This is a genomic window from Sphingobium sp. KCTC 72723 (assembly GCF_014280435.1).
Taxonomy (GTDB): Bacteria; Pseudomonadota; Alphaproteobacteria; order Sphingomonadales; family Sphingomonadaceae; genus Sphingobium.
The window spans coordinates 185578-204721 of the sequence record NZ_CP060388.1 but is presented as its reverse complement, the minus strand read 5'-3'; the positions used below and the strand labels follow the sequence as shown (position 1 = coordinate 204721).

20 protein-coding genes are annotated in these 19144 nt (G+C 62.1%); 7 read left to right on the top strand and 13 right to left on the bottom strand.

Going from position 1 to position 19144, the window contains the following annotated elements; genetic code table 11:
• Positions 1–17: 17 nt before the first annotated feature.
• The 6 genes from SPBM01_RS01085 to SPBM01_RS01060 all read right to left on the bottom strand — a co-directional run bounded on the left by SPBM01_RS01085 (position 18) and on the right by SPBM01_RS01060 (position 7325).
• Complete coding sequence (locus tag SPBM01_RS01085) at positions 18–419, bottom strand: hypothetical protein (RefSeq protein WP_188063616.1); 402 nt, start codon at positions 417–419, stop codon at positions 18–20.
• Complete coding sequence (locus SPBM01_RS21815) at positions 419–1549, bottom strand: hypothetical protein (RefSeq protein WP_262504297.1); 1131 nt, start codon at positions 1547–1549, stop codon at positions 419–421. The genes SPBM01_RS01085 and SPBM01_RS21815 overlap by 1 nt, the downstream gene beginning before the upstream one ends.
• 117 nt (positions 1550–1666) lie before the next feature.
• Complete coding sequence (gene metH / locus SPBM01_RS01075; protein ID WP_188063615.1) at positions 1667–4267, bottom strand: methionine synthase; 2601 nt, start codon at positions 4265–4267, stop codon at positions 1667–1669.
• Between the two features lie 138 nt (positions 4268–4405).
• Complete coding sequence (locus SPBM01_RS01070) at positions 4406–5452, bottom strand: homocysteine S-methyltransferase family protein (protein ID WP_188063614.1); 1047 nt, start codon at positions 5450–5452, stop codon at positions 4406–4408.
• A complete protein-coding gene (metF, locus tag SPBM01_RS01065; protein ID WP_188063613.1) occupies positions 5449–6357 on the bottom strand; it encodes a methylenetetrahydrofolate reductase in 909 nt (302 codons plus the stop codon). The genes SPBM01_RS01070 and metF overlap by 4 nt, the downstream gene beginning before the upstream one ends.
• On the bottom strand, positions 6354–7325 hold the full coding sequence (locus SPBM01_RS01060; protein ID WP_188063612.1) for an ArsR/SmtB family transcription factor: 972 nt from the start codon (positions 7323–7325) through the stop codon (positions 6354–6356). Before SPBM01_RS01060 ends, metF begins: the two co-directional genes overlap by 4 nt.
• A 214-nt stretch (positions 7326–7539) precedes the next feature.
• On the opposite strand from SPBM01_RS01060, the gene SPBM01_RS01055 reads away from it, so the two are divergent.
• Entirely contained in the window at positions 7540–7755 is a 216-nt protein-coding gene (locus tag SPBM01_RS01055; RefSeq protein ID WP_119747887.1) for a circumsporozoite protein, read from the top strand.
• Between the two features lie 254 nt (positions 7756–8009).
• On the top strand, positions 8010–8252 hold the full coding sequence (locus tag SPBM01_RS01050) for a hypothetical protein (protein WP_188063611.1): 243 nt from the start codon (positions 8010–8012) through the stop codon (positions 8250–8252).
• Positions 8253–8309: 57 nt separating this feature from the next.
• On the opposite strand, the gene SPBM01_RS01045 is transcribed toward SPBM01_RS01050, so the two are convergent.
• Positions 8310–8735, bottom strand: coding sequence for a glycine zipper 2TM domain-containing protein (locus SPBM01_RS01045; RefSeq protein ID WP_188063610.1), 426 nt, complete (start codon positions 8733–8735; stop codon positions 8310–8312).
• A gap of 181 nt (positions 8736–8916) precedes the next feature.
• On the opposite strand from SPBM01_RS01045, the gene SPBM01_RS01040 reads away from it, so the two are divergent.
• The gene (locus SPBM01_RS01040) at positions 8917–9897 is read left to right on the top strand and encodes an esterase-like activity of phytase family protein (protein WP_188063609.1); all 981 of its coding nucleotides are present in this window, start codon (positions 8917–8919) and stop codon (positions 9895–9897) included.
• 145 nt (positions 9898–10042) lie between these two features.
• Here the strand turns inward: SPBM01_RS01040 and rpmB are convergent, their stop codons facing one another.
• Positions 10043–10336, bottom strand: coding sequence for a 50S ribosomal protein L28 (rpmB, locus tag SPBM01_RS01035; protein ID WP_169571525.1), 294 nt, complete (start codon positions 10334–10336; stop codon positions 10043–10045).
• 156 nt (positions 10337–10492) lie between these two features.
• Between rpmB and SPBM01_RS01030 the strand changes: the two genes are divergently transcribed.
• Both SPBM01_RS01030 and SPBM01_RS01025 read left to right on the top strand, forming a co-directional pair.
• Positions 10493–10714 carry a hypothetical protein gene (locus SPBM01_RS01030; protein WP_188063608.1) on the top strand — a complete coding sequence of 74 codons (222 nt, stop codon included), beginning with the start codon at positions 10493–10495 and terminating at the stop codon, positions 10712–10714.
• Positions 10715–10883: 169 nt separating this feature from the next.
• The gene (locus SPBM01_RS01025; RefSeq protein ID WP_188063607.1) at positions 10884–11342 is read left to right on the top strand and encodes a nucleoside deaminase; all 459 of its coding nucleotides are present in this window, start codon (positions 10884–10886) and stop codon (positions 11340–11342) included.
• Here the strand turns inward: SPBM01_RS01025 and SPBM01_RS01020 are convergent.
• Complete coding sequence (locus tag SPBM01_RS01020) at positions 11304–13202, bottom strand: hypothetical protein (protein WP_188063606.1); 1899 nt, start codon at positions 13200–13202, stop codon at positions 11304–11306. The genes SPBM01_RS01025 and SPBM01_RS01020 overlap by 39 nt on opposite strands.
• Before the next feature lie 42 nt (positions 13203–13244).
• Here SPBM01_RS01020 and SPBM01_RS01015 point away from each other — a divergent pair, with 42 nt between their 5' ends.
• Positions 13245–13661: a GtrA family protein gene (locus SPBM01_RS01015; RefSeq protein ID WP_188063605.1), complete on the top strand. Its 417-nt coding sequence runs from the start codon at positions 13245–13247 to the stop codon at positions 13659–13661.
• Positions 13662–13698: 37 nt separating this feature from the next.
• On the opposite strand, the gene SPBM01_RS01010 is transcribed toward SPBM01_RS01015, so the two are convergent.
• From SPBM01_RS01010 to SPBM01_RS00995, 4 genes are read right to left on the bottom strand one after another with little or no spacing between them, the layout of a single operon-like run.
• Positions 13699–14358, bottom strand: a complete 660-nt coding sequence (locus SPBM01_RS01010) for a glutathione S-transferase family protein (RefSeq protein WP_188063604.1) — start codon at positions 14356–14358, stop codon at positions 13699–13701.
• Positions 14359–14395: 37 nt separating this feature from the next.
• Positions 14396–15199, bottom strand: coding sequence for a LytR/AlgR family response regulator transcription factor (locus tag SPBM01_RS01005; protein WP_188063603.1), 804 nt, complete (start codon positions 15197–15199; stop codon positions 14396–14398).
• A complete protein-coding gene (locus SPBM01_RS01000) occupies positions 15196–16302 on the bottom strand; it encodes a sensor histidine kinase (protein ID WP_188063602.1) in 1107 nt (368 codons plus the stop codon). The genes SPBM01_RS01005 and SPBM01_RS01000 overlap by 4 nt, the downstream gene beginning before the upstream one ends.
• Before the next feature lie 54 nt (positions 16303–16356).
• On the bottom strand, positions 16357–16839 hold the full coding sequence (locus SPBM01_RS00995; protein WP_188065496.1) for a winged helix-turn-helix transcriptional regulator: 483 nt from the start codon (positions 16837–16839) through the stop codon (positions 16357–16359).
• A 113-nt stretch (positions 16840–16952) separates the two neighbouring features.
• On the opposite strand from SPBM01_RS00995, the gene SPBM01_RS00990 reads away from it, so the two are divergent.
• Complete coding sequence (locus tag SPBM01_RS00990) at positions 16953–19061, top strand: RelA/SpoT family protein (protein WP_188063601.1); 2109 nt, start codon at positions 16953–16955, stop codon at positions 19059–19061.
• Positions 19062–19144: the final 83 nt, after the last annotated feature.

Sequence of the window (19144 nt, the reverse complement as noted above, 5' to 3'; positions counted from 1 at the left end):
AGAAATGCGTGTCTCAATCAGTCGCCGGTGACTTCGCCCTCATCGTCCTTCAGCTTTGTCGCAACCCGGCGTGACCGTGAAGCCTGGATGATTTCCTCGATCGCAAATAACAGCGCGCGACCCTGATCGCTTTTGCCATTGTCACCATCGGGATCGGCGGCGAACAACGCCTTTGCCTGTGCGGCAAGGTCCATCAGTTGGGCATAACGTTCCTCTCCCACCTTTTTGCGGACTTTGCCAAAACTCTCGACCAATTGATGAAATCGCGTGTCGATAGTCCGCATAGGAAACACGCCAGATTCGTCGATAAAAATAGGCGCCTCAAGTATCATGGCTCCCAACAGATCATAGATTTCGCTGAGAGACGCGGGAATGTAGGGGGTAGTATTATGATAGGAACTGGTGAAATATTCCGTCATCACTTGGTCTCCGGACGGCTAATAATATAACTGCTCTCAGATCCAATCTGGCGAGGGCGGATGATTACCACATGGGTTGGTTTAAAATCAGCGTTGAAGAACCCACGAATTTGCTGTGCTTTTAGCGTCTTTTGGGTGAGAGTAACATCATAGGCGACAGTGCCCACCCGCATATCGGGACGTCGAAAACTCAGTTCGCTGCCTGAACTATCATTTTCGCGCCGGTTCACGCGCACTGGTCCTTTACCGGCTGCGTCGATGCCATATTGCGCATACCGCTCGCGCAATTCAATGCGAACTCGGCGGTCGATAAAATTTCCTAACGCCTCCTGTTCAGAAAGGCGGATCGGCAGCTTGCCTGCTCGCAGAGATTTGATGCCTTGAGCATACGCGCGATCAGTCGCGGCTTGTACAAAGCGGAGCGTTTCTAATTGCATTGGCCGTAACTCATTTTTTATGAGTAAGAATGTAGCAGCCTGATCGAAGCGCAGCCTGTTCAATTGATTGATCTGCCCCAGCTTTGTTTCAGGAAAGCCGAAATCACCAAACTGGTAATCGGGATCGAGCGCCTTGATCTGATTGATCAACTGGTTCGACCGTTCCCGCGCCAACTGGGTAGTTAATTCCTGCGCCGGACCCGTGATGTCGAACAGGGTATCGGCCAGAGCAACGATTGCGCCGCCCGGTTGGCCTTGCAGGCCGGGAATCGCCTGCTGCAAGGTCATGGGATCTTGAAAAGCCCGAATATTGCTGCCACCAGTAGCCCTTGGCGAGCGTGGCAGGGACGCAGGCACAAGTTCGGCCCGACTTTGGCCTGGTCGATATACGGCATCGGTAAATGTAGCGCTTTGCGTGCTCGCAGGTTGGGCGAGCGCATACTTGCCACCACTTGAGCCAACGCGGGTCGCCACATTCGACGGACTGGCCGCATCATAGCGCGCCCGCGAAACGATCACCCGAGCAAGTGATCGGGGTCCGCCTGGCGCAAAGGTAAATTGCCCGTTGCGTGGATCGTGATAGGGATTGAACTTGCATTCAATGTCGCCTTCACCGTGTCTTTCGACCCAGCGCCCCGTTCGCAACCAATGTGCATATCCCTGACGATATGCTTCCGACGATATATCCATCATGCCACCCCGACCTGTCATCGCGGCGAGAACATATCAGCAACATTTTCCAACAAGTCAATGATTATGTTTATGCCTGCCCGCATGGACCAAGGCCTTTGGGCAGCCATGGTAAGAACCTCAATCCAAATTCGGCCTCAAATACCGCTCCGCCGTTTCCAGGTCGATGCCGCGCCTTGTCGCATATTCTTCCAACTGGTCGCGCCCTACCCGCGCTACGCCGAAATATTCGGCCTGGGGGTGGCCGAAATAGAAGCCGCTGACGGCGGCGGTGGGCAGCATGGCGAAGCTTTCGGTGAGCGTGATGCCCGTTGCGTGATGGGCGTCGAGCATGTCGAACAATATGGGCTTTAGGCTATGTTCCGGGCAGGCGGGATAGCCGGGCGCGGGGCGGATGCCGCGATATTGTTCGCGGATCAGGGCTTCGTTGGTCAGTTGCTCCCCCTCTGCATAGCCCCATAAGGCGGTGCGGACATAATGGTGGAGGCGTTCGGCGAAGGCCTCGGCCAGACGATCGGCCAGCGCCTTGAGCAAGATGTCCGAATAGTCGTCGATCGCATTTTTGAAGCGAGCGAGATGGGGTTCGATGCCGTGGATCGACACGGCAAAACCGCCCATCCAGTCGCCATCATGGCTGATGAAGTCAGCGAGGCACATGTTCGCCCGCCCTCCCCGCTTCTGAATCTGCTGGCGCAGCATCGGCAGGGTATAGTGTTTTTCATCCTCGACATGGACGATGATGTCGTCATCCTGACGGCGGCAGGGCCACAGGCCCGCGACGCCGCGCGCGGTCAGCCATTTGTCGGTGATGATCTTGTCCAGCATCGCCTGCGCATCGGCGAACAGGCTGGTGGCGCTTTCGCCGACGACCGGATCGGTCAGGATCGCGGGGTAATTGCCCGCCAGTTCCCATGCACGGAAGAAGGGGGTCCAGTCGATGTAGGGGACCAGATCCTTCAAGTCCCAGTCGGGGAAGCGATGGACGCCGGGCAGGCGCGGGCGCGGGGCTTTGAGGCTTTCGTCGATTTCGAAGGCGTTGGCGCGCGCGTCCTCGATCGACACGAGCGCGCTTTGCCCCTTGTTGGCGCGGGCGACGCGGACATGTTCATAGTCGTCCTTGGTCTTGCCGACGAAGGCGTCCTTTTGCGTTTCGGAGACGAGCGCGGTGGCCACGCCGACGGCGCGGCTGGCATCCAGCACATGGACGACGGGGCCGCTATAGGCCGGGTCGATGCGCAGCGCGGTATGGACTTTGGACGTGGTCGCGCCGCCGATCAGCAACGGCATGGTCATGCCCGCACGCTGCATTTCGGTGGCGACGGTCACCATTTCGTCCAGCGAGGGCGTGATGAGGCCGGACAGGCCGATCATGTCGGCGTCATGTTCCACCGCCGCCTTGATGATGTCATGCCATGGCACCATCACGCCCATGTCGACCACGTCGAAGCCGTTGCATTGCAGGACGACGCCGACGATATTCTTGCCGATGTCATGGACGTCGCCCTTGACCGTGGCCATGATGATCTTGCCCTTGCCCTTGGCGCCCGGTTCCTTGGCAGCCTCGATAAAGGGGAGCAGGTGGGCGACGGCTTTTTTCATCACGCGGGCGGATTTGACGACTTGCGGCAGGAACATCTTGCCCGCGCCGAACAGGTCGCCGACGACGTTCATGCCGTCCATCAGTGGCCCTTCGATCACATGGATCGGTTTTTCGGCGGAGAGGCGACATTCCTCCGTATCCTCCACCACATACATGTCGATGCCCTTGACCAAGGCATGTTCGAGGCGACGGGCGACGGGCCAACCGCGCCATTCCTGCGCCGCCTTTTCGGTTGCGGCATCCTTGCCCCGGAAACTTTCGGCCAGAGTGACGAGCCGTTCGCCCGCGTCAGGATCCCGGTTGAGGACGACATCCTCGCACGCGGTGCGCAGCGCGGGGTCGATCGTGTCATAGACGTCGAGTTGGCCCGCATTAACGATCGCCATATCCAGGCCAGCGGGGATGGCGTGGTAGAGGAACACGCTGTGCATCGCGCGGCGGACGGGTTCGTTGCCTCGGAAGGAGAAGCTGAGGTTCGACAGGCCGCCGGAGATATGGACGTGAGGGCAGCGCTGCTTGATTTCCTTGCAGGCTTCGATGAAGTCCACGCCGTAATTATTATGTTCCTCGATCCCCGTCGCGACTGCGAAGATATTGGGGTCGAAGATGATGTCCTCCGGCGGGAAGCCGATGCCGGTCAGCAGGTCATAGGCGCGGGCGCAGATTTCGACCTTACGCTCCTTCGTGTCCGCCTGACCCGTTTCGTCGAAGGCCATGACCACGACCGCCGCGCCATAGGCCATGCATTTGCGGGCGTGGAACAGGAAGGCTTCTTCGCCTTCCTTCATGCTGATCGAATTGACGATCGGCTTGCCGGAGACGCATTTCAGCCCCGCTTCGATCACGCTCCATTTGGAGGAGTCGATCATGACGGGGACGCGGCTGATGTCCGGTTCCGACGTCATGAGTTTGAGGAAAGTGGTCATCGCCGCTTCGGAGTCGAGCAGCCCTTCGTCCATGTTCACGTCGACGATCTGCGCGCCGCTTTCCACCTGATCGCGGGCAATGTCGATGGCGGCGGCATAGTCGCCCGCCATGATCAGCTTCTTGAACTTGGCCGACCCGGTGATGTTGGTGCGTTCACCGATGTTGACGAAGGTGGCGGTGGATTTCTGATTCATTCTTCATTCTCACTCCCCTCCCGCTTGCGGGAGGGGCTGGGGGTGGGCTTTTGGGACAGTGCCTGAACAGGCCCACCCCTTGAACGGAGTCACGTGCCTCCGTTCAACCCCTCCCGCAAGCGGGAGGGGGAACGTCATTCAGACCGCGATGTGCATCGGTTCCAGGCCCGCGAGCCGCGTTACCACGGGCAGTTCCGGCACGACGCGCGGCTTATGACCGCTAAGCGCCTTTGCCACTGCGCCGATATGGGCAGGCGTGGTGCCGCAGCAGCCACCGACCATGTTGACCAGCCCTTCGTCCACCCACTGACGGATCAGTTTCGCGGTGGTTTCGGGCAATTCGTCATATTGGCCCAGTTCGTTGGGCAGGCCGGCATTGGGATAGGCCAGGATCAGCGTGTCGGCGTTCTTGGACAGTTCGGCCAGATAGGGACGCAGCAGATCGGCACCGAAGGCGCAGTTCACGCCAATGGTCAGCGGCTTCAAATGGCGCAGCGAATACCAGAAGGCGTTGATCGTGTGGCCCGACAGGTTGCGGCCCGACATGTCGGTGATGGTGAAGCTCATCATCAGCGGCACGGGGCGGCCCGCCGCGTCCTCCGCCTCGCGCGCGGCCATGCCTGCGGCCTTGGCGTTGAGCGTGTCGAAACAGGTTTCGACCAGCAGGAAATCCACGCCGCCCGCGATCAGCGCGTCGCATTGTTCGCGATAATCGGCTTTCAGCGTATCATAATCGACTTCGCGATAGGCGGGGTCGTTGACGTCGGGGGAGATGGACAGGGTCTTGTTGGTGGGGCCGATCGAGCCGCAGACGAAGCGGGGCTGGCCGTCCTTCGCCGTTGCCTTTTCGCACGCGCTGCGGGCCAGTTTGGCCGCCGCGATATTGATGTCCCATACCAGATGTTCGCAGCCATAATCGGCCATGGCGATCTTGGTCGAGCTGAACGTGTTCGTTTCGATCATGTCCGCGCCCGCGTCCAGATAGGCGGTGTGGATCCCCTCCACAATGTCCGGCCGGGTCAGGCAGAGCAGGTCGTTATTGCCCTTCTGATCCTTGGCCAAATCAAGGGTTCCGCGATAATCGGCTTCGGTCAGGCCATGCTTCTGGATCGAGGTGCCATAGCCGCCGTCGAAGATGAGGATTTTTTCGGCGGCCAGCGCGCGTAATGTCTGTTCGGCGTTCATGCTGCCTTCTCCGATGTCGTCGCCCGAAGCCCCAGCAGGTGGCAGATGGCATAGCTGAGTTCCGCGCGGTTGAGCGTGTAGAAATGAAAGTCGCGCACGCCGCCGACATAGAGGCTGCGGCACAGTTCCGCCGCGATCGTGGCCGACACCAGCTGGCGGGAGGCGGGATGATCGTCCAGCCCTTCGAACAGGCGGCCCATCCAGCTTGGCACCTGCGTATTGCACATGGCGGCCATGCGCTGCGTCGCGGCGAAATTGCTGACCGGCATGATGCCCGGCACGATGTCTGCGTCGATGCCTGCTGCCGCCGTCTTGTCGAGGAAGCGGAAATAGGCGTCGGGGGTGAAGAAGAATTGCGTGATGGCGCGGGTCGCCCCGGCGTCCAGCTTGCGCTTGAGATTGTCGAGGTCGCTTTGCGCGCTGGCCGCTTCGGGATGGACTTCGGGATAGGCCGACACCGAAATTTCGAACGGGTGGCGCTTCATCAGCCCTTCGACCAGTTCGGCCGCGCCCTTATACCCGTCCGGGTGGGGTTCGAATGTGCCGCCCACTTCGGGCGGATCGCCGCGCAGGGCAACGATATGGCGCACGCCCGCGTCCCAATAAGCGTCGGCCACTTCGTCGATTTCGCTTTTGCTGGCGGCGACGCAGGTCAGGTGCGCGGCGGCGGCGAGCGGGGTTTCCCGTGCGATCCGCGCGACTGTGTTGTGCGTCCGTTCGCGGGTCGAGCCGCCCGCGCCATAAGTGACGGACACGAATTTGGGATGGAGCGGCGTCAATGTTTCGATCGCCGACCAGAGCTGTGCTTCCATCTTTTCCGTCTTGGGCGGGAAAAATTCGAAGCTGACCTGGCAGTCGCCTGCAAGGTCCGCGTAAAGTGGCGCGACAGGATCGTTCAGGGTCATGGCGAAATCCGTTCTTCTTGCTGGCCGGGCCGCGCATCGCTGCGCCGCCCCAGCCATAATTGCACTGTCAATTCATGGCCCGGCAGCGTTTCCACCCGGTCCAGCACAAGGCCCGCCGCCGCGAACCAGCTTTCCATCTGTTCGTCCGAAAAGCCCAGCCGCGCATGTTGATCGCGCAGGCGCAGTTCTTCCCGTTCATGGGCGGCGAAATCCGCGATCAGGACGCGCCCGTCAAGCGCGGTGACGCGCGCGGCCTGTGCGATCACCTGTTCGGGCGCCTGCGCATAATGCAGCACCTGATGCAGCACGACGGTATCGACGCTGCCCGGTTCCAGCGGCAGGTCGAGGAAATCGCCCAGCAGCAGCGCATATTTGTCGCCCGCATCCTCCGGCAGTTTGGCCCGCGCCAGCCGCAGCATGTCGGGGCTGCGGTCGATCGCGGTCACGGCGCGCGCCGCGCCGCCGAACAGTTCGATCATGCGCCCGGTGCCAGTGCCAATGTCGAGCAGATGGCCGATCGGTTCGCGCCCCAGCAGCGCGGTCATCGCCGCTTCCACATCGGCTTCGGCGACGTGAAGCGAGCGGATCGCGTCCCATTCGTCGGCATGTTCGGCAAAATAGCTTTCCGCCGCGCGCGCCCGGTCGGCCCGCACCGCCGCCAGCCGGGCAAGGTCCGCCGCCTGCCACAGCCGCTCCGCTTCGGATGGTTCGAGTTGGTCGAACAGGGCAATGAAGGGGGCGACATCGCCGCCCTTGCCCAGGCGCAGGAATACCCAATTGCCCTCCTTGCGCCGTTCGACCAGGCCGGATTCCGCCAATATGCGGACATGACGCGACACGCGCGGCTGGCTTTGCCCCACCACCTGCGCGATTTCGCCCACGGCCAGTTCCATGGCGCGCAGCAAATGGATGATGCGCAGCCGCGTCGGGTCACCCAATGCCCGGAAAATGTCGATTGCAGCGTGCATGGCGGGCATATATAAAGAAATCTTTATATGCGTCAAGGAGCGCAAATTTTCCGCAACTGCGAACAAAAGCAGGGCCGATCATCCCCCCGGCGCAGGAATGGGATTGCCTTGCCCGGCGCAAGGCATTACGAATCGGCGCGCAGGCGCAATGGGGGGTGAGCTTTTCTCCGGGAGTGGTCTGCACTATTTTATTCTCAGAGAGGGGTTTCTGCCCATGACTAAGTCTATCGCTCTTTCGCTCGTTCTGGCTGCTTCGCTTGGCCTGGCCGCTTGCTCGGGTGGCGCGGAAAACGCTGCCAACAACGCCGCCAACTCGGCTGAAAATGCGTCGAACGCTGCCGACAACGCCATGAACGCTGCGCTGAACGCTGCCGACAACGCTGCGAACGCTGCGTCGAACGCGACCAACAACGTCGCCAACGCGATGTAATAAGACCATCTGGTCTTAGACATTTAGAAAAGGGGTCGCATCGGCAACGGTGCGGCCCCTTTTCCATTGGGCTGGTTTTGCAATGCCACTGCTCGCTATAAATCCTCCCCTTGCAGGGGAGGTGGCAACCCGCAGGGTTGACGGAGGGGTGTCGTGCTAACGATAGGGCGACACCCCTCCACCACCAGCTACGCTGGCGGTCCCCCTCCCCTTGCAGGGGAGGATCAGGACGATTTACTGATGGAAGCATGATAATGATCCGCGCCACCATATTTGCCCTGTCGCTATTGTCGCTGGCCGCTTGCGGATCGGACTCGCCCGATGGCGTGGGCGGAGTGAGCGCCAGTGAGGCAAGCGCGCTGAACGAGGCCGCCGCCACGCTGGACGCGCGCGCGGGCGCAGCGCAGGCCGGGGATGCGGGGCTGAACCCGGCGGCGGCGACTGCGGCGCGGGCGGATCGCGCGCGCACGACGCCGCAACCTGCGCCCAGGCCATGACGCAAAAAGGCCGCCCCGGATGGAGCGGCCTTTCGCGTTCAGCGATGCGTTAACGCTTTAGCAGTTGCGGTCGATCGCCCGGCCGGCCAGCGCACCTACGCCAGCGCCAATGATCGCGCCGGTCGTGCCGTCGCCACGGCGGCCATAACGGCCCGAACCCTTGCCGACTTCATTGCCGAGCAGACCACCGGCAATCGCGCCGATGATGGTGCCGCCGGTGCCATTGTCCCGACAGCGATAGCCGCCGCGATAGCCATTGTTACGATAGCCATTGTTGCGATAATAGCGGTCGCCGCCACGGTAATAATCCCCGCGATTGCCGCGATAGCCCCGGTCGCCGCGATAATAATCGCCGCGCTCATAACCCCGGTCATAACCGCGATAATAGCCGCCCTGGGCCATTGCCGGGGTTGCCGTTGCGACCAGCGAAGCAGCGCCCATCGCGAGAGCGGCTCCCATATTTACAAGAAACTTCATCTTCATGGCGTTGCTCCTTTCAATTCATCATGGGCGTTTCCAAAAGACGGGATGCGCCGTTGATTGACGTCCTTATGAAGGCACGGGCTTGAGCCAATGCTGAATGGCGCTGACAGCCGCCGTTAAGGCACGCGGTAGCCCCAGTCCGATGCTGCACCGCGACGAATAATCCCCTATGCTCGGTGGGATGACGCGAATCCTGATCGTGCTGGCGCTGGCGGTCCTGCTGATGCCCGCCCCCCATAATAGCAAACCCGAAGCGGTGCGGCCGGGCGCATTGCTGGTCGCGGCGCGTGCGTTACCGCTGGATACGCATGATCCGGCAGTCCGGCGGGTGGGGTCGCTCGACTATCTGGGCGGGTGGGAGCTGACCAGCGACAATCCAGGCTTTGGCGGGATTTCCGCGCTGCTTGCGCTGAGCGGGGGCGATATGCTGGCGCTCAGCGATTCGGGTGTGTTGATGGGCTTTCATGCCGGGGGCGGCGAATCGACCCGTCGTCCGTTCATCGCGCCGCTGCCGATCCGCACGCAGGACCGCGATCGCCCCTGGTGGGCGTGGGATTCCGAAGCGATGACTCATGACCGCGTGAGCGACCGATATTGGGTGGGGTTCGAATTGCAGCAGGCGATATGCCGTTACGCCCCCGGCTTTGCGCGGGTGGAAGCGTGCCGGACATGGCCCGAACTGGTCGCCTGGCCCAAGACCGGATCGATCGAATCGCTGGCGCGGCTGCCCGACGGGCGCTTCATTGCGATTGGTGAGATGGGGATGACGGCGGACGGGCGGCATGACGTGCTGCTATTTGCAGGCGATCCGGCCGATGCGGCGACCCCTGCCCCCATTCATGTGCGCTATGCCCCGCCGCAGGGTTTTCGCCCGACCGATGCGGTGGCGCTGGATGCGCGGCGCCTGCTGGTGCTGAACCGCCGCCTGACGCTCCAGTCGCTTTTTACCGCGACGATCGCGATCGTCGACCTGCCGGAGCGGATCGAGGCGGGGGCGGAGTTGAAGGCCCGCACGCTGGCCCGGCTCGCGCCGCCATTGCTGGCCGATAATTTCGAAGGGATGGCAGTGAGTCGCGAGGATGGGCGGGATGTCGTGTGGATCATATCCGACGACAATCATGAGAGTTTTCAGCGGACGTTGTTGCTGAAGTTGGGAATGTAACGCCCGATTGCTGCAGGCCCACCCCGCTGCGACTAGGGCGCTGCGCGCCCAAGTCTCGTTGCCCCTCCCGTCTACGGGAGGGGGGATCACGCAAAAAAGCGGCCCGTTGCGGGGCCGCTTCTATGCCGAAACGAATCGGAAGAGTTCAGGCTGCGACGGCAGCCTTCTTCTTGACGATGTCGCGCTTGAGGCGGCGTGCCTTGAGCGAGAGCTTGTCGTCGCTGGTCTTGACCAGCCAGTTGTCCAGGCCGCCATTATGTTCAACCGAACGCAGACCATGGGTCGATACGCGCAGCTTGACGCTGGTTTCCAGCGATTCGGAGATCAGCGACACATTCTGCAAGTTGGGCAGAAACACGCGCTTGGTCTTGTTGTTGGCGTGGGAAACATTGTGACCCACCTGGCGACCTTTGCCGGTCAGCTCGCAAATGCGCGACATAGTCAATCAACCTTGTAATTCGGGTTCGTTCGGAAAGCCGCGCCGATAACGGGATTCCCGCACCACGTCAACCACTGCCGGTCGATCGTAGCACCTGCGCAACCAATTCATCGAACCCCGCGTTGAACCCCTCGACCATATCAAGAGGAGGAATCCATGCGTTTCATCGGTGGACTGTTGCTGATTGCGCTTATCGTGCTGGGCGCGGGAATTGCAACCGGATTTATCGACCTGCAAAAGACGCAGGATGGCCGCCTGCCCCAAATCGCGGTCAAGGAAGGCGCGCTTCCCAAATATGAGGCGAATGTCGCCAAGGTGGAAGTCGGCACCCGCAACGAAACCGTGGAAGTGCCGACGGTGGCGGTGCAGAAGCCGTAAGGGCTAGTTTGCATAACCGGCCCGCTCCATAAGGCATGTTGCCCCGCACAGACGGCAGCCTGTTCCGAGGGTGGGACTGGACCTCCGCCTGCGCGGGGGAACGGCATGTTAATATAGGTCCGACCTGGCCCGCTTTCGCCATCGCGCCTTTCCATCTAAAGGGCGGGGCATGAACCCGCCCTTTCCCCTGCCCGCCCCGATGCGGCGTGCGCTCGATCTGGCGCGGGCGGCGGGGGATGCGGGCGAAGTGCCGATCGGCGCGGTGGTGACGCAGGATGGCGTCATCATTGGCGAGGGCGAGAATCGCAATCGGCGCGACCTGGACCCGACCGCCCATGCCGAAATCGTCGCGATGCGCGCGGCGGCCATTCATCTGAACGATTTTCGCCTGACCGGATGCGACCTGTGGGTCACGCTGGAACCCTGCCCCATGTGTGCAGGAGCCATTTCCCACGCGCGAATCGCCCGGCTTTATTATGCGGCGGGCGATGCCAAGGGCGGGGCCATCGAACAGGGACCGCGCCTGTTCGCCCAGCCGCAATGCCTGCACCGGCCCGACGTCTATGGCGGGATGGCCGAGGGCGAGGCGTCAGCGTTGTTGCGGGACTTTTTCGCCGCGCGACGATGAATAGTCGATTCGATAAAGTTGGTAGGGCAAGGTCGTGCCGCTGTTGAGCGCCACCGGCACCAGCCAGCCGGGCATCGTGCCGCGCATCAGGTCGGCATAGAATCCGCGCGGGCTGCGCGCGGCATAGAGCGTGCCTTCGGGGAAATAAGGGCAGACCAGAAGATAGGTGGCGTGATGCTTTGCAGCGATGGCGCGGAAGCCATCTGCCGGGCCGTCAAAAGCGTGGTGGATGTCGAGGATAGTCGCGCCGTTGCGGTGATAGGGTCCGGCCAGCGCGCTATGATGCGTAGTGGCAAGGATGCGCGGGCCAAGATCGACCATGGTGAAGATGGTGGCGGGTGGCAGTTGGTCCAGTATTTGCAGCGCGGGCAGCGTGCGGCAACGGCCATTGGCTTTCTTGATCGCGTCGTTGCGGGCAATGGCGGAGGGACGCCAGGGGCGTGGCTTGTTGCCGGTGGCCTCGGTCCACAGCTTCATCGCCTGCGGATAGAGCGGATAGGCAAAGGCGATGGCAGCGAGCAGTGCCACCCCTGCACCCGCCGCGATTCGCACGCGGCGGGTGCCGGTCAGGATTGCGACGAGCAGCCGGTGTGCGGCCCATGCAGCGGGCGGGATGGCCAGCAATTGCGCGGCGGGACCGGCGCGCACCTGCCAGAACAGAAGCGCGGTGGAAAAGACCATCATCAGCCCGACGGTCGCCCAGTCCCACAGCCGGTCAGAATCGCGGCGTGCGTCCCATAATGCCCAGAGCAGCCCGATCAGCCCGGCGAGCGGGATCGCCAGCAGCGGCACGACCATGCTTTGCGCCTGCGCGGTGATCGGCTTGGCTTCGCGGATATTGGCGAGCCAGAGCCGCTGAAGTTCGGGCGAAATCTGGTAGGGGCTGAGGCATTGGGGCCAGTTGAGCCAGAAGAAAGCCGCCACCGCGCCGCCGACGACCAGCCCGGCGGCAAGGCGCTGCACCCAGCCGCGCAAAGGGGCGAGCGCGAGCAGCACCATGCCCGCCGATGCCGCGCCGAATATCGCGACCCAGATGGGCGAGATGGCGTCGCACACCATGTCCCGGTTGGCATAGCTGGCGAAGATGACGAAGCAGAGCGATGTCGCGCCGCCCAGGCTGAGGGCATAGGGCAGCATCCGCCGCCCGGCCCCTTCGCGGAACACCCAGCGCAGGGCGATCAACCCGCCGCCCGCCGCCAGATAGACGATCATTTCCATGCCGATGGCGATCGACAGCGCGCTGCTGACCCCCGCGACGATGCCGCCACGCAACCAGTTGCGATCGACCAGCCCGGCCAGCATCGTGACGGCGAGCGCGAGTTGCCAGCCATGATGGTCGATCCGCATCGGCGCATACATGCCCAGCCCCATTTGCGCGGCGAGCGGGGCAAGCGCGGCGAGCAGCCAGCCATGCGGCCCGGCCAGCCGCCGCCCGACAAAGCCCAGACTGAGCATCAGCAGAAAGAGCGGCAACAGCGGCGCAATGGCGCAGGCGAGCCGGTCGGCCAGCGCGGAATCGACAAAGGCGCGGAAGAACAGCATCAGCCCGGCAAGGGGAATATCGACCAGTCGCGACCAGTGAATGTTCGCCCCGCCCGGCGGGTCGAGCCGATATTGGCGCAGGTCATACCAGCCCTGCCCCGCCAGCCAGTCCTTCACCTGCACGAAGCGGATATTGTCGTCCGTGTCGCTTAGCACGAGCCAGTGGATGGCGGGCCAGCGGGTGGCGACCATGGCGACCGCGATGACGACCCACAGCCGGAAGGTCAGCCATTTCCAGTGGCGCGCGCTGGCAGACAGCGAGATGGACAATATCGGTGCTAACCGTTCGCGCAGGGGATGGCCGCTTTTCAAGATCATGTCCTGCCCCTAGACCAGCCGCCGCAAAGCGCAACGGGGACCATGACCATCATCAACCGACTTTCATCGCAACAGCGCGCGCTGTTCTGGCAGATCCTGCGCTATGGCATCACCGGCCTGTTCGTCACCGCGTGTCAGGCGGCGATTTATTGGACGCTGGCGGCGATGGCCGGGCTGCATCCGCAACTGGCCAATCTGATCGGCTATGGCGCGGCGGTGGTGATCGGCTATGCCGCGCACAGCACCTTCACCTTTCGCGGCCATGGCGCGCAGGGCGGCACGGCGGCACGCGGGGCCAGGTTCGTGGCGGTGTCCTTGGTCAGCTACGCGCTCAATGCGCTGTGGGTATGGCTGTGCGTCAGCCATATGGGCTGGGCGGAATGGACGCCGATCCCCGCGATGCTGTTCGTGACGCCGGTGGTGGTGTTCGGGCTGAACCGGCAGTGGGTTTTTCGGTGATAAAACAATATGTTAAATGCCATTTGCGTGCAGGCCATCATGCCGCGTCGGCGGGTACGCCGAGCGGGAAATATGGCCGCCATGGACGCGCTTCGTCCACCGCGCGGGCGAAGGACGGGCGCACCAGTAGGCGGTCGCGATACGCGTGCAGATGGAGGTGACCCGGCGGAATCGGGTGCGACCAATGGGCGTAGAACAGATGCGGCGCAGCGGCAGCATCCGCCAGGCTGAACGCCGCCCCCGCTGCCCAGTGCCGATCCGCCATATGCGCGTCAAGCCAGGTATAGGCCCGCTCCAGCATCGCCTTTGCGTCCGCTACGCCCGCCGCGTCCCGTTGTGCTTCCGGGCGGAGCGCGTCGAACACCAGCTTCTGTTGCGGGGTGGCGACATAATTGTCGAAGAAACGGTCGAGCATCCGCATCTCCAGCGCCGCGCCCGGATCGTCGGGTATCAGACGGACCGGACCGGGGTGATGGATGTGGAGATGTTCGACGATGATGCTGGCTTCGAACAGGGTGCAGTCACCGTCGCGCAGCAGCGGGAATTTGCCGATCGGCCAGAACGCCGCGAACGCGGCACCATTGTCCGGCTGATCGGGTGCGAGCAGTCGGAAATCGAACGGCAGATCATTTTCGTAGAACGCAATCAGCGCCTTTTGACAGTAAGAGGAGAAGGGATGACCGTAAAATTCGAGCATAGCGCCCCTCCTCCTGCCTTAGTCGTCTGGCCTACGTTCAATGCACGAAACGGGCCACCACGTCGCGGTAGGAGCGGCTGACTTTTACCTGTGCGCCGGATTCCAGTACCAGGAAACATTCGCCATTGGTGTGCGGCTTGACCTGCTTCACCTGGCTGAGATTGACGATGGTGGAGCGGTGGACGCGCTGGAAATTGCGGGGGTCCAGGCGCTTTTCCAGATCCTTCATGGTTTCGCGCAGGATCAGCGAATTGTCGGCGGTGTAGATGCACATATAGTCGCCCGCCGCGTCGATCCGTTCGATCGAATCGACGTCGACGCGGAAAATCTGGCCGCGATCCTTGATGTTGATGAGTTTTTCGAAGCGGTTGGAGGCTGGGCCTTCTTCATCGGCGGCGTCGAAATCGCTCATGGCCTGGGGCGCGACTTCGGACAGCACTTCGCGCAGTTTCTCCGCTTCCTGCACCTGCCGCTTGTCCGAGAGGCGCAGACGTACCCGGTCGAGCGCATCGGCCAAGCGGCCTTCCTCGACCGGCTTGAGCAGATAATCGACCGCCTGCGCTTCGAACGCGCGGATGGCATGGTCCATATAAGCGGTGACGAAAATGAACAGCGGCGGTTCCACTTCCATCATGCCCTGCACGACCGAAAAACCGTCGAAACCGGGCATCTGGATGTCGAGGAACACAAGGTCGGGCTTGTGCGTCTTGATGGCGCGGATGGCTTCGCGGCCATTGTTGCATGTTTCGATGATTTCCACATCCTCATGCGCTTCCAGACGCAGCATAAGCCCTTGCGTTGCAAGGCTTTCGTCGTCGACGAGGATCGTTCTGATGGTCATGAGGCCACTTTCGATATATCTTCCAAGGCAAGCGGGATTTCGATGATGACCGAAAAGCCGCTCTGGGTAGAACGTGTTTCGAAGCTCTGTCGTTCCCCGAAAGCCTGAATCAGGCGATCGCGGATGTTCGGCAGCCCGACGCCCGTTCCTTCACTCATGGGTATGTGCGGCTTCATTCCGCCTTCGTTCAATCCCGGTCCGCTGTCCGATACGATGATCCGAACCTTTTCACCGGCAGGCTGCGCGCTGACGGTGATTTCGGCCCCCTCCTCCTTGGGCGTGACGGCATATTTGATCGCATTTTCGACCAGCGGCTGGAGCAGGAGCGAGGGCACGCGCGCATGGGCGACTGCCGGGTCGATCTCGAAAACGGGGCGCAGCCTATCCTCGAACCGCATCTTCTCAATCTCCAGATAGAGTTTGAGCGTCTCGATCTCCTGCTCGATCGTGACCTGCGCGGTGGGTTCGTTGATGAGGGTGTAGCGCAGGAAGGAGGACAGGCGCGAGAGCATGGCGTTGGCGCGGTCGGTCTGTTTGAGCAGGACCAGCGTGGAAATGGAGTTGAGGGTATTGAACAGGAAATGCGGGTTAAGCTGGTAACGCAGCATCGCCAGCTGCGCGCTGGACGCCTGATTTTCCAGATGGAGCAGCTGATCCGCCTGCTCCTCCACCGTCAGGTAGAAGTTGATGGCATAATAGAGCGCGGACCATGCGCCCAGCAGCGTCATCGACAGGTAGAAAGCGCCCAGGAACAGTTGCAGCCCGGCGGTTTCGCTGCCCCGGTTCTGGGTCGAAAAGACCCAGGCGTCGATGAAGGCGACCAGCCCCGCCGCGATCACCACGGTCAGGATGGATACGCCCCAGGTGACGATGGGCCTTTGTTTGAGCAGGAAGCGAAACATCACCGCGATCAGCAACGTCACCGAATAGCCGCTGACGGTGGAAATCAGCACCGGGACCAGGCTGGACAGCGGCTGGCCATTGGCGATCGTGGACGACCCGCGCAGCAGGAAAGCCCCCGCCCAGCCGAGCGATTGCAGGTTCCAGAAGGCGCGATTCTTGTCCGCGAAAAAGGGCTGGGGCTGGAAGCGGGGAGGAGACATTGGCAGCAACCTAGGCGATTTCACGCGCGGGGTGAAGGTGCCAGCGAGGCCCGGTCAGGCCGCAGCGGCCGGTTCCTCGGCCATCGGGGTCACTTCGTCCGGGCAAAGCCAGACCAGATCACACAGGCCAAGCGTGCGGCCGTCATGCGACATGATGCCGATCGGGCGGATCGGCTGGCTATCGCGCTTGTCCGCCAAAACTTGACAAGACGTAGGAGCGCAGCCCCATTTTTCGCCCCACTGGCGCAGCGCGATCATGACGGGGGCCAGTTCCTGCCCCTTTTCGGTCAGGCGATATTCCACCTTGCGCCGGTCGCACTGCATCGGCTGGCGCAGCATGATGCCGTTTTCGACCAGCCGCGACAGGCGGTTGGCCAATATGTTGCGGGCGATACCCAGGGTGGACTGAAATTCCTCGAAATGGCGGATGCCCGACAATGCGCCGCGCAGGATGAGAAACGACCAGCGTTCCCCCATCGCTTCCAGCGCGCCGGGCAGCGTGCATTGATCGAGATCCTGGGCGAGATTATGTTTCATGCTCATGACGCAATAGTCCAAAGCGGCCGGACTTGCAAAAATTGCCGGTTATATTGGCAAGATGGGCATTTTTTTGTTGCGCAGCAAGGGGCATCCAACACAATCGGGTAGAGATGCTACGCCAATATGAACTTGTCGAACGGGTAAAGCGCTACGATCCCAATGCGGACGAAGCGATGATCAACCGCGCCTATGTGTTTTCGGTCCAGAAACATGGGAGCCAGAAGCGGGCCAGCGGCGACCCCTATTTCAGCCACCCGATCGAGGTGGCGGGGATTCTCACCGATTTCGGGCTGGACGACCAGACGATCGTCACCGCCCTGCTGCACGACACGATCGAGGATACGCTGGTCACCTATGAGGAGATCGAGGCGGCGTTCGGCAAGGATGTCGCGCGGATGGTCGATGGCGTGACCAAGTTGTCGAAGATCGAGGCAATGTCCGAAAATGAGCGGGCGGCGGAGAATCTGCGCAAGTTCCTGCTCGCCATGTCGGACGATATTCGGGTGCTGTTGGTGAAGCTCGCCGACCGGCTGCACAATATGCGCACGCTGCACTTCATCAAAAATCCCGACAAGCGCCGCCGCATCGCGCGCGAGACGATGGATATCTACGCGCCGCTGGCGGAGCGGATCGGCATGTATGATTTCATGCGCGAAATGCAGTTGCTCTCGTTCCGCGAGATCGAGCCGGAAGCCTATGACAGCATCACCAAGCGACTGGAGCAGTTGAAGGAAGGCGGCCATGACAAGGTCGACCGGATCGGCGCGGAACTGCAATTGCTGCTGGGCGGGTCGGACATTCCGGTCACGGTGTCGGGGCGGGAGAAACACCCCTTCTCCATCTGGAAGAAGATGCAGGAACGCCATATCAGTTTCGAGCAGCTGACCGACGTGATGGCATTTCGCGTCATCACCGAAACGACGGCGGATTGTTACCGCGCGCTGGGCATCATCCATCAGACGTTCAAGATGGTGCCGGGCCGGTTCAAGGATTATATCTCCACCCCCAAGCGCAACGGATACCGATCCGTCCACACCACCGTCATTCATCAGGACAATGCCCGGATCGAAGTGCAGATCCGCAGCCGCGACATGCATAATGACGCCGAACTGGGGCTGGCGGCGCATTGGGCCTATAAGCAGAAGGGCGATGCGACCGACCATCATGCCGCCTGGCTGCGCGACCTGGTCGAGATATTGGAACAGAGCCAGGACGCGGACGAGCTGCTCGAACATACGCGCATGGCGATGTATCAGGACCGCATCTTCGCATTCTCTCCCAAGGGCGAATTGCACCAGTTGCCCAAGGGGTCGACCCCGGTGGATTTTGCCTATGCGGTGCATACGTCGCTGGGCAACCAGACGGTGGGGGCCAAGGTCAATGGCCGGGTGGTGCCGTTGCGCACGTCCCTGGAAAATGGCGATCAGGTCGAGATTTTGAAATCGGGGGGGCAGGAACCGCAGCCCGGATGGCTGACCTTTGCCATTACCGGCAAGGCGCGCGCGGCGATCCGCCGTTATATTCGCCAGAAGCAGCGCGGCGAACAGGTCGCGCTGGGCGAGAAGCTGTATGAGGAAATCATCGGCCGCCTGTCGCCCGACCTGGCCAAGGAACTGGGCGACAAGGCTTTGGCGGCGGCGCTCAAGCGGTTGAAGCTGGAGGATCGCGCGGCGCTGATGGTGGCCATCGCCACGCATCGGCTGCTCGATTCTGAAGTGATGGAGGCGCTGATCCCCGGTTCCACCAGCGTGTCGGGCATGGAGGAGGAAGCGCATCCGCGCCAGCACGCGCCAGTGTCGATCCGCGGGCTGACGCCGGGCATCGCGTTCAAACTGTCCGATTGCTGCCACCCGGTGCCGGGCGACCGGATCGTGGGCGTGCGCCGCACCGGCGAGCCGATCGAGGTGCATACGATCGATTGCCGCGCGCTGGAGGCGGGGCAGGATGACGACTGGATTGACCTTAGCTGGGACAGCAAGTCCAAGGGCGGGGCGGCACGGCTGTCGGTGATCGTCAAGAACCAGCCGGGCGCGCTGGCGGCGGTGGCCAACATATTCGGCGCGACCAAGGCGAACATTCTCAACCTGCAACTGGTCAACCGCGAAGGCCCGTTCCACACCGACGTCATCGACCTGGAAGTCGCCGACGCCCAGCATCTGATGCGGATATTGTCGGCGTTGCGCGCGATCGATGTCGTGGTGCAGGCGGACCGGGTTTAGCGGGGGATGATTTTGGGTGGGTGGCGGACGGTCGGCTTTCAGTTTGGACGTCTGAAAAATGCCGTCATGCCAGCGAAGGCTGG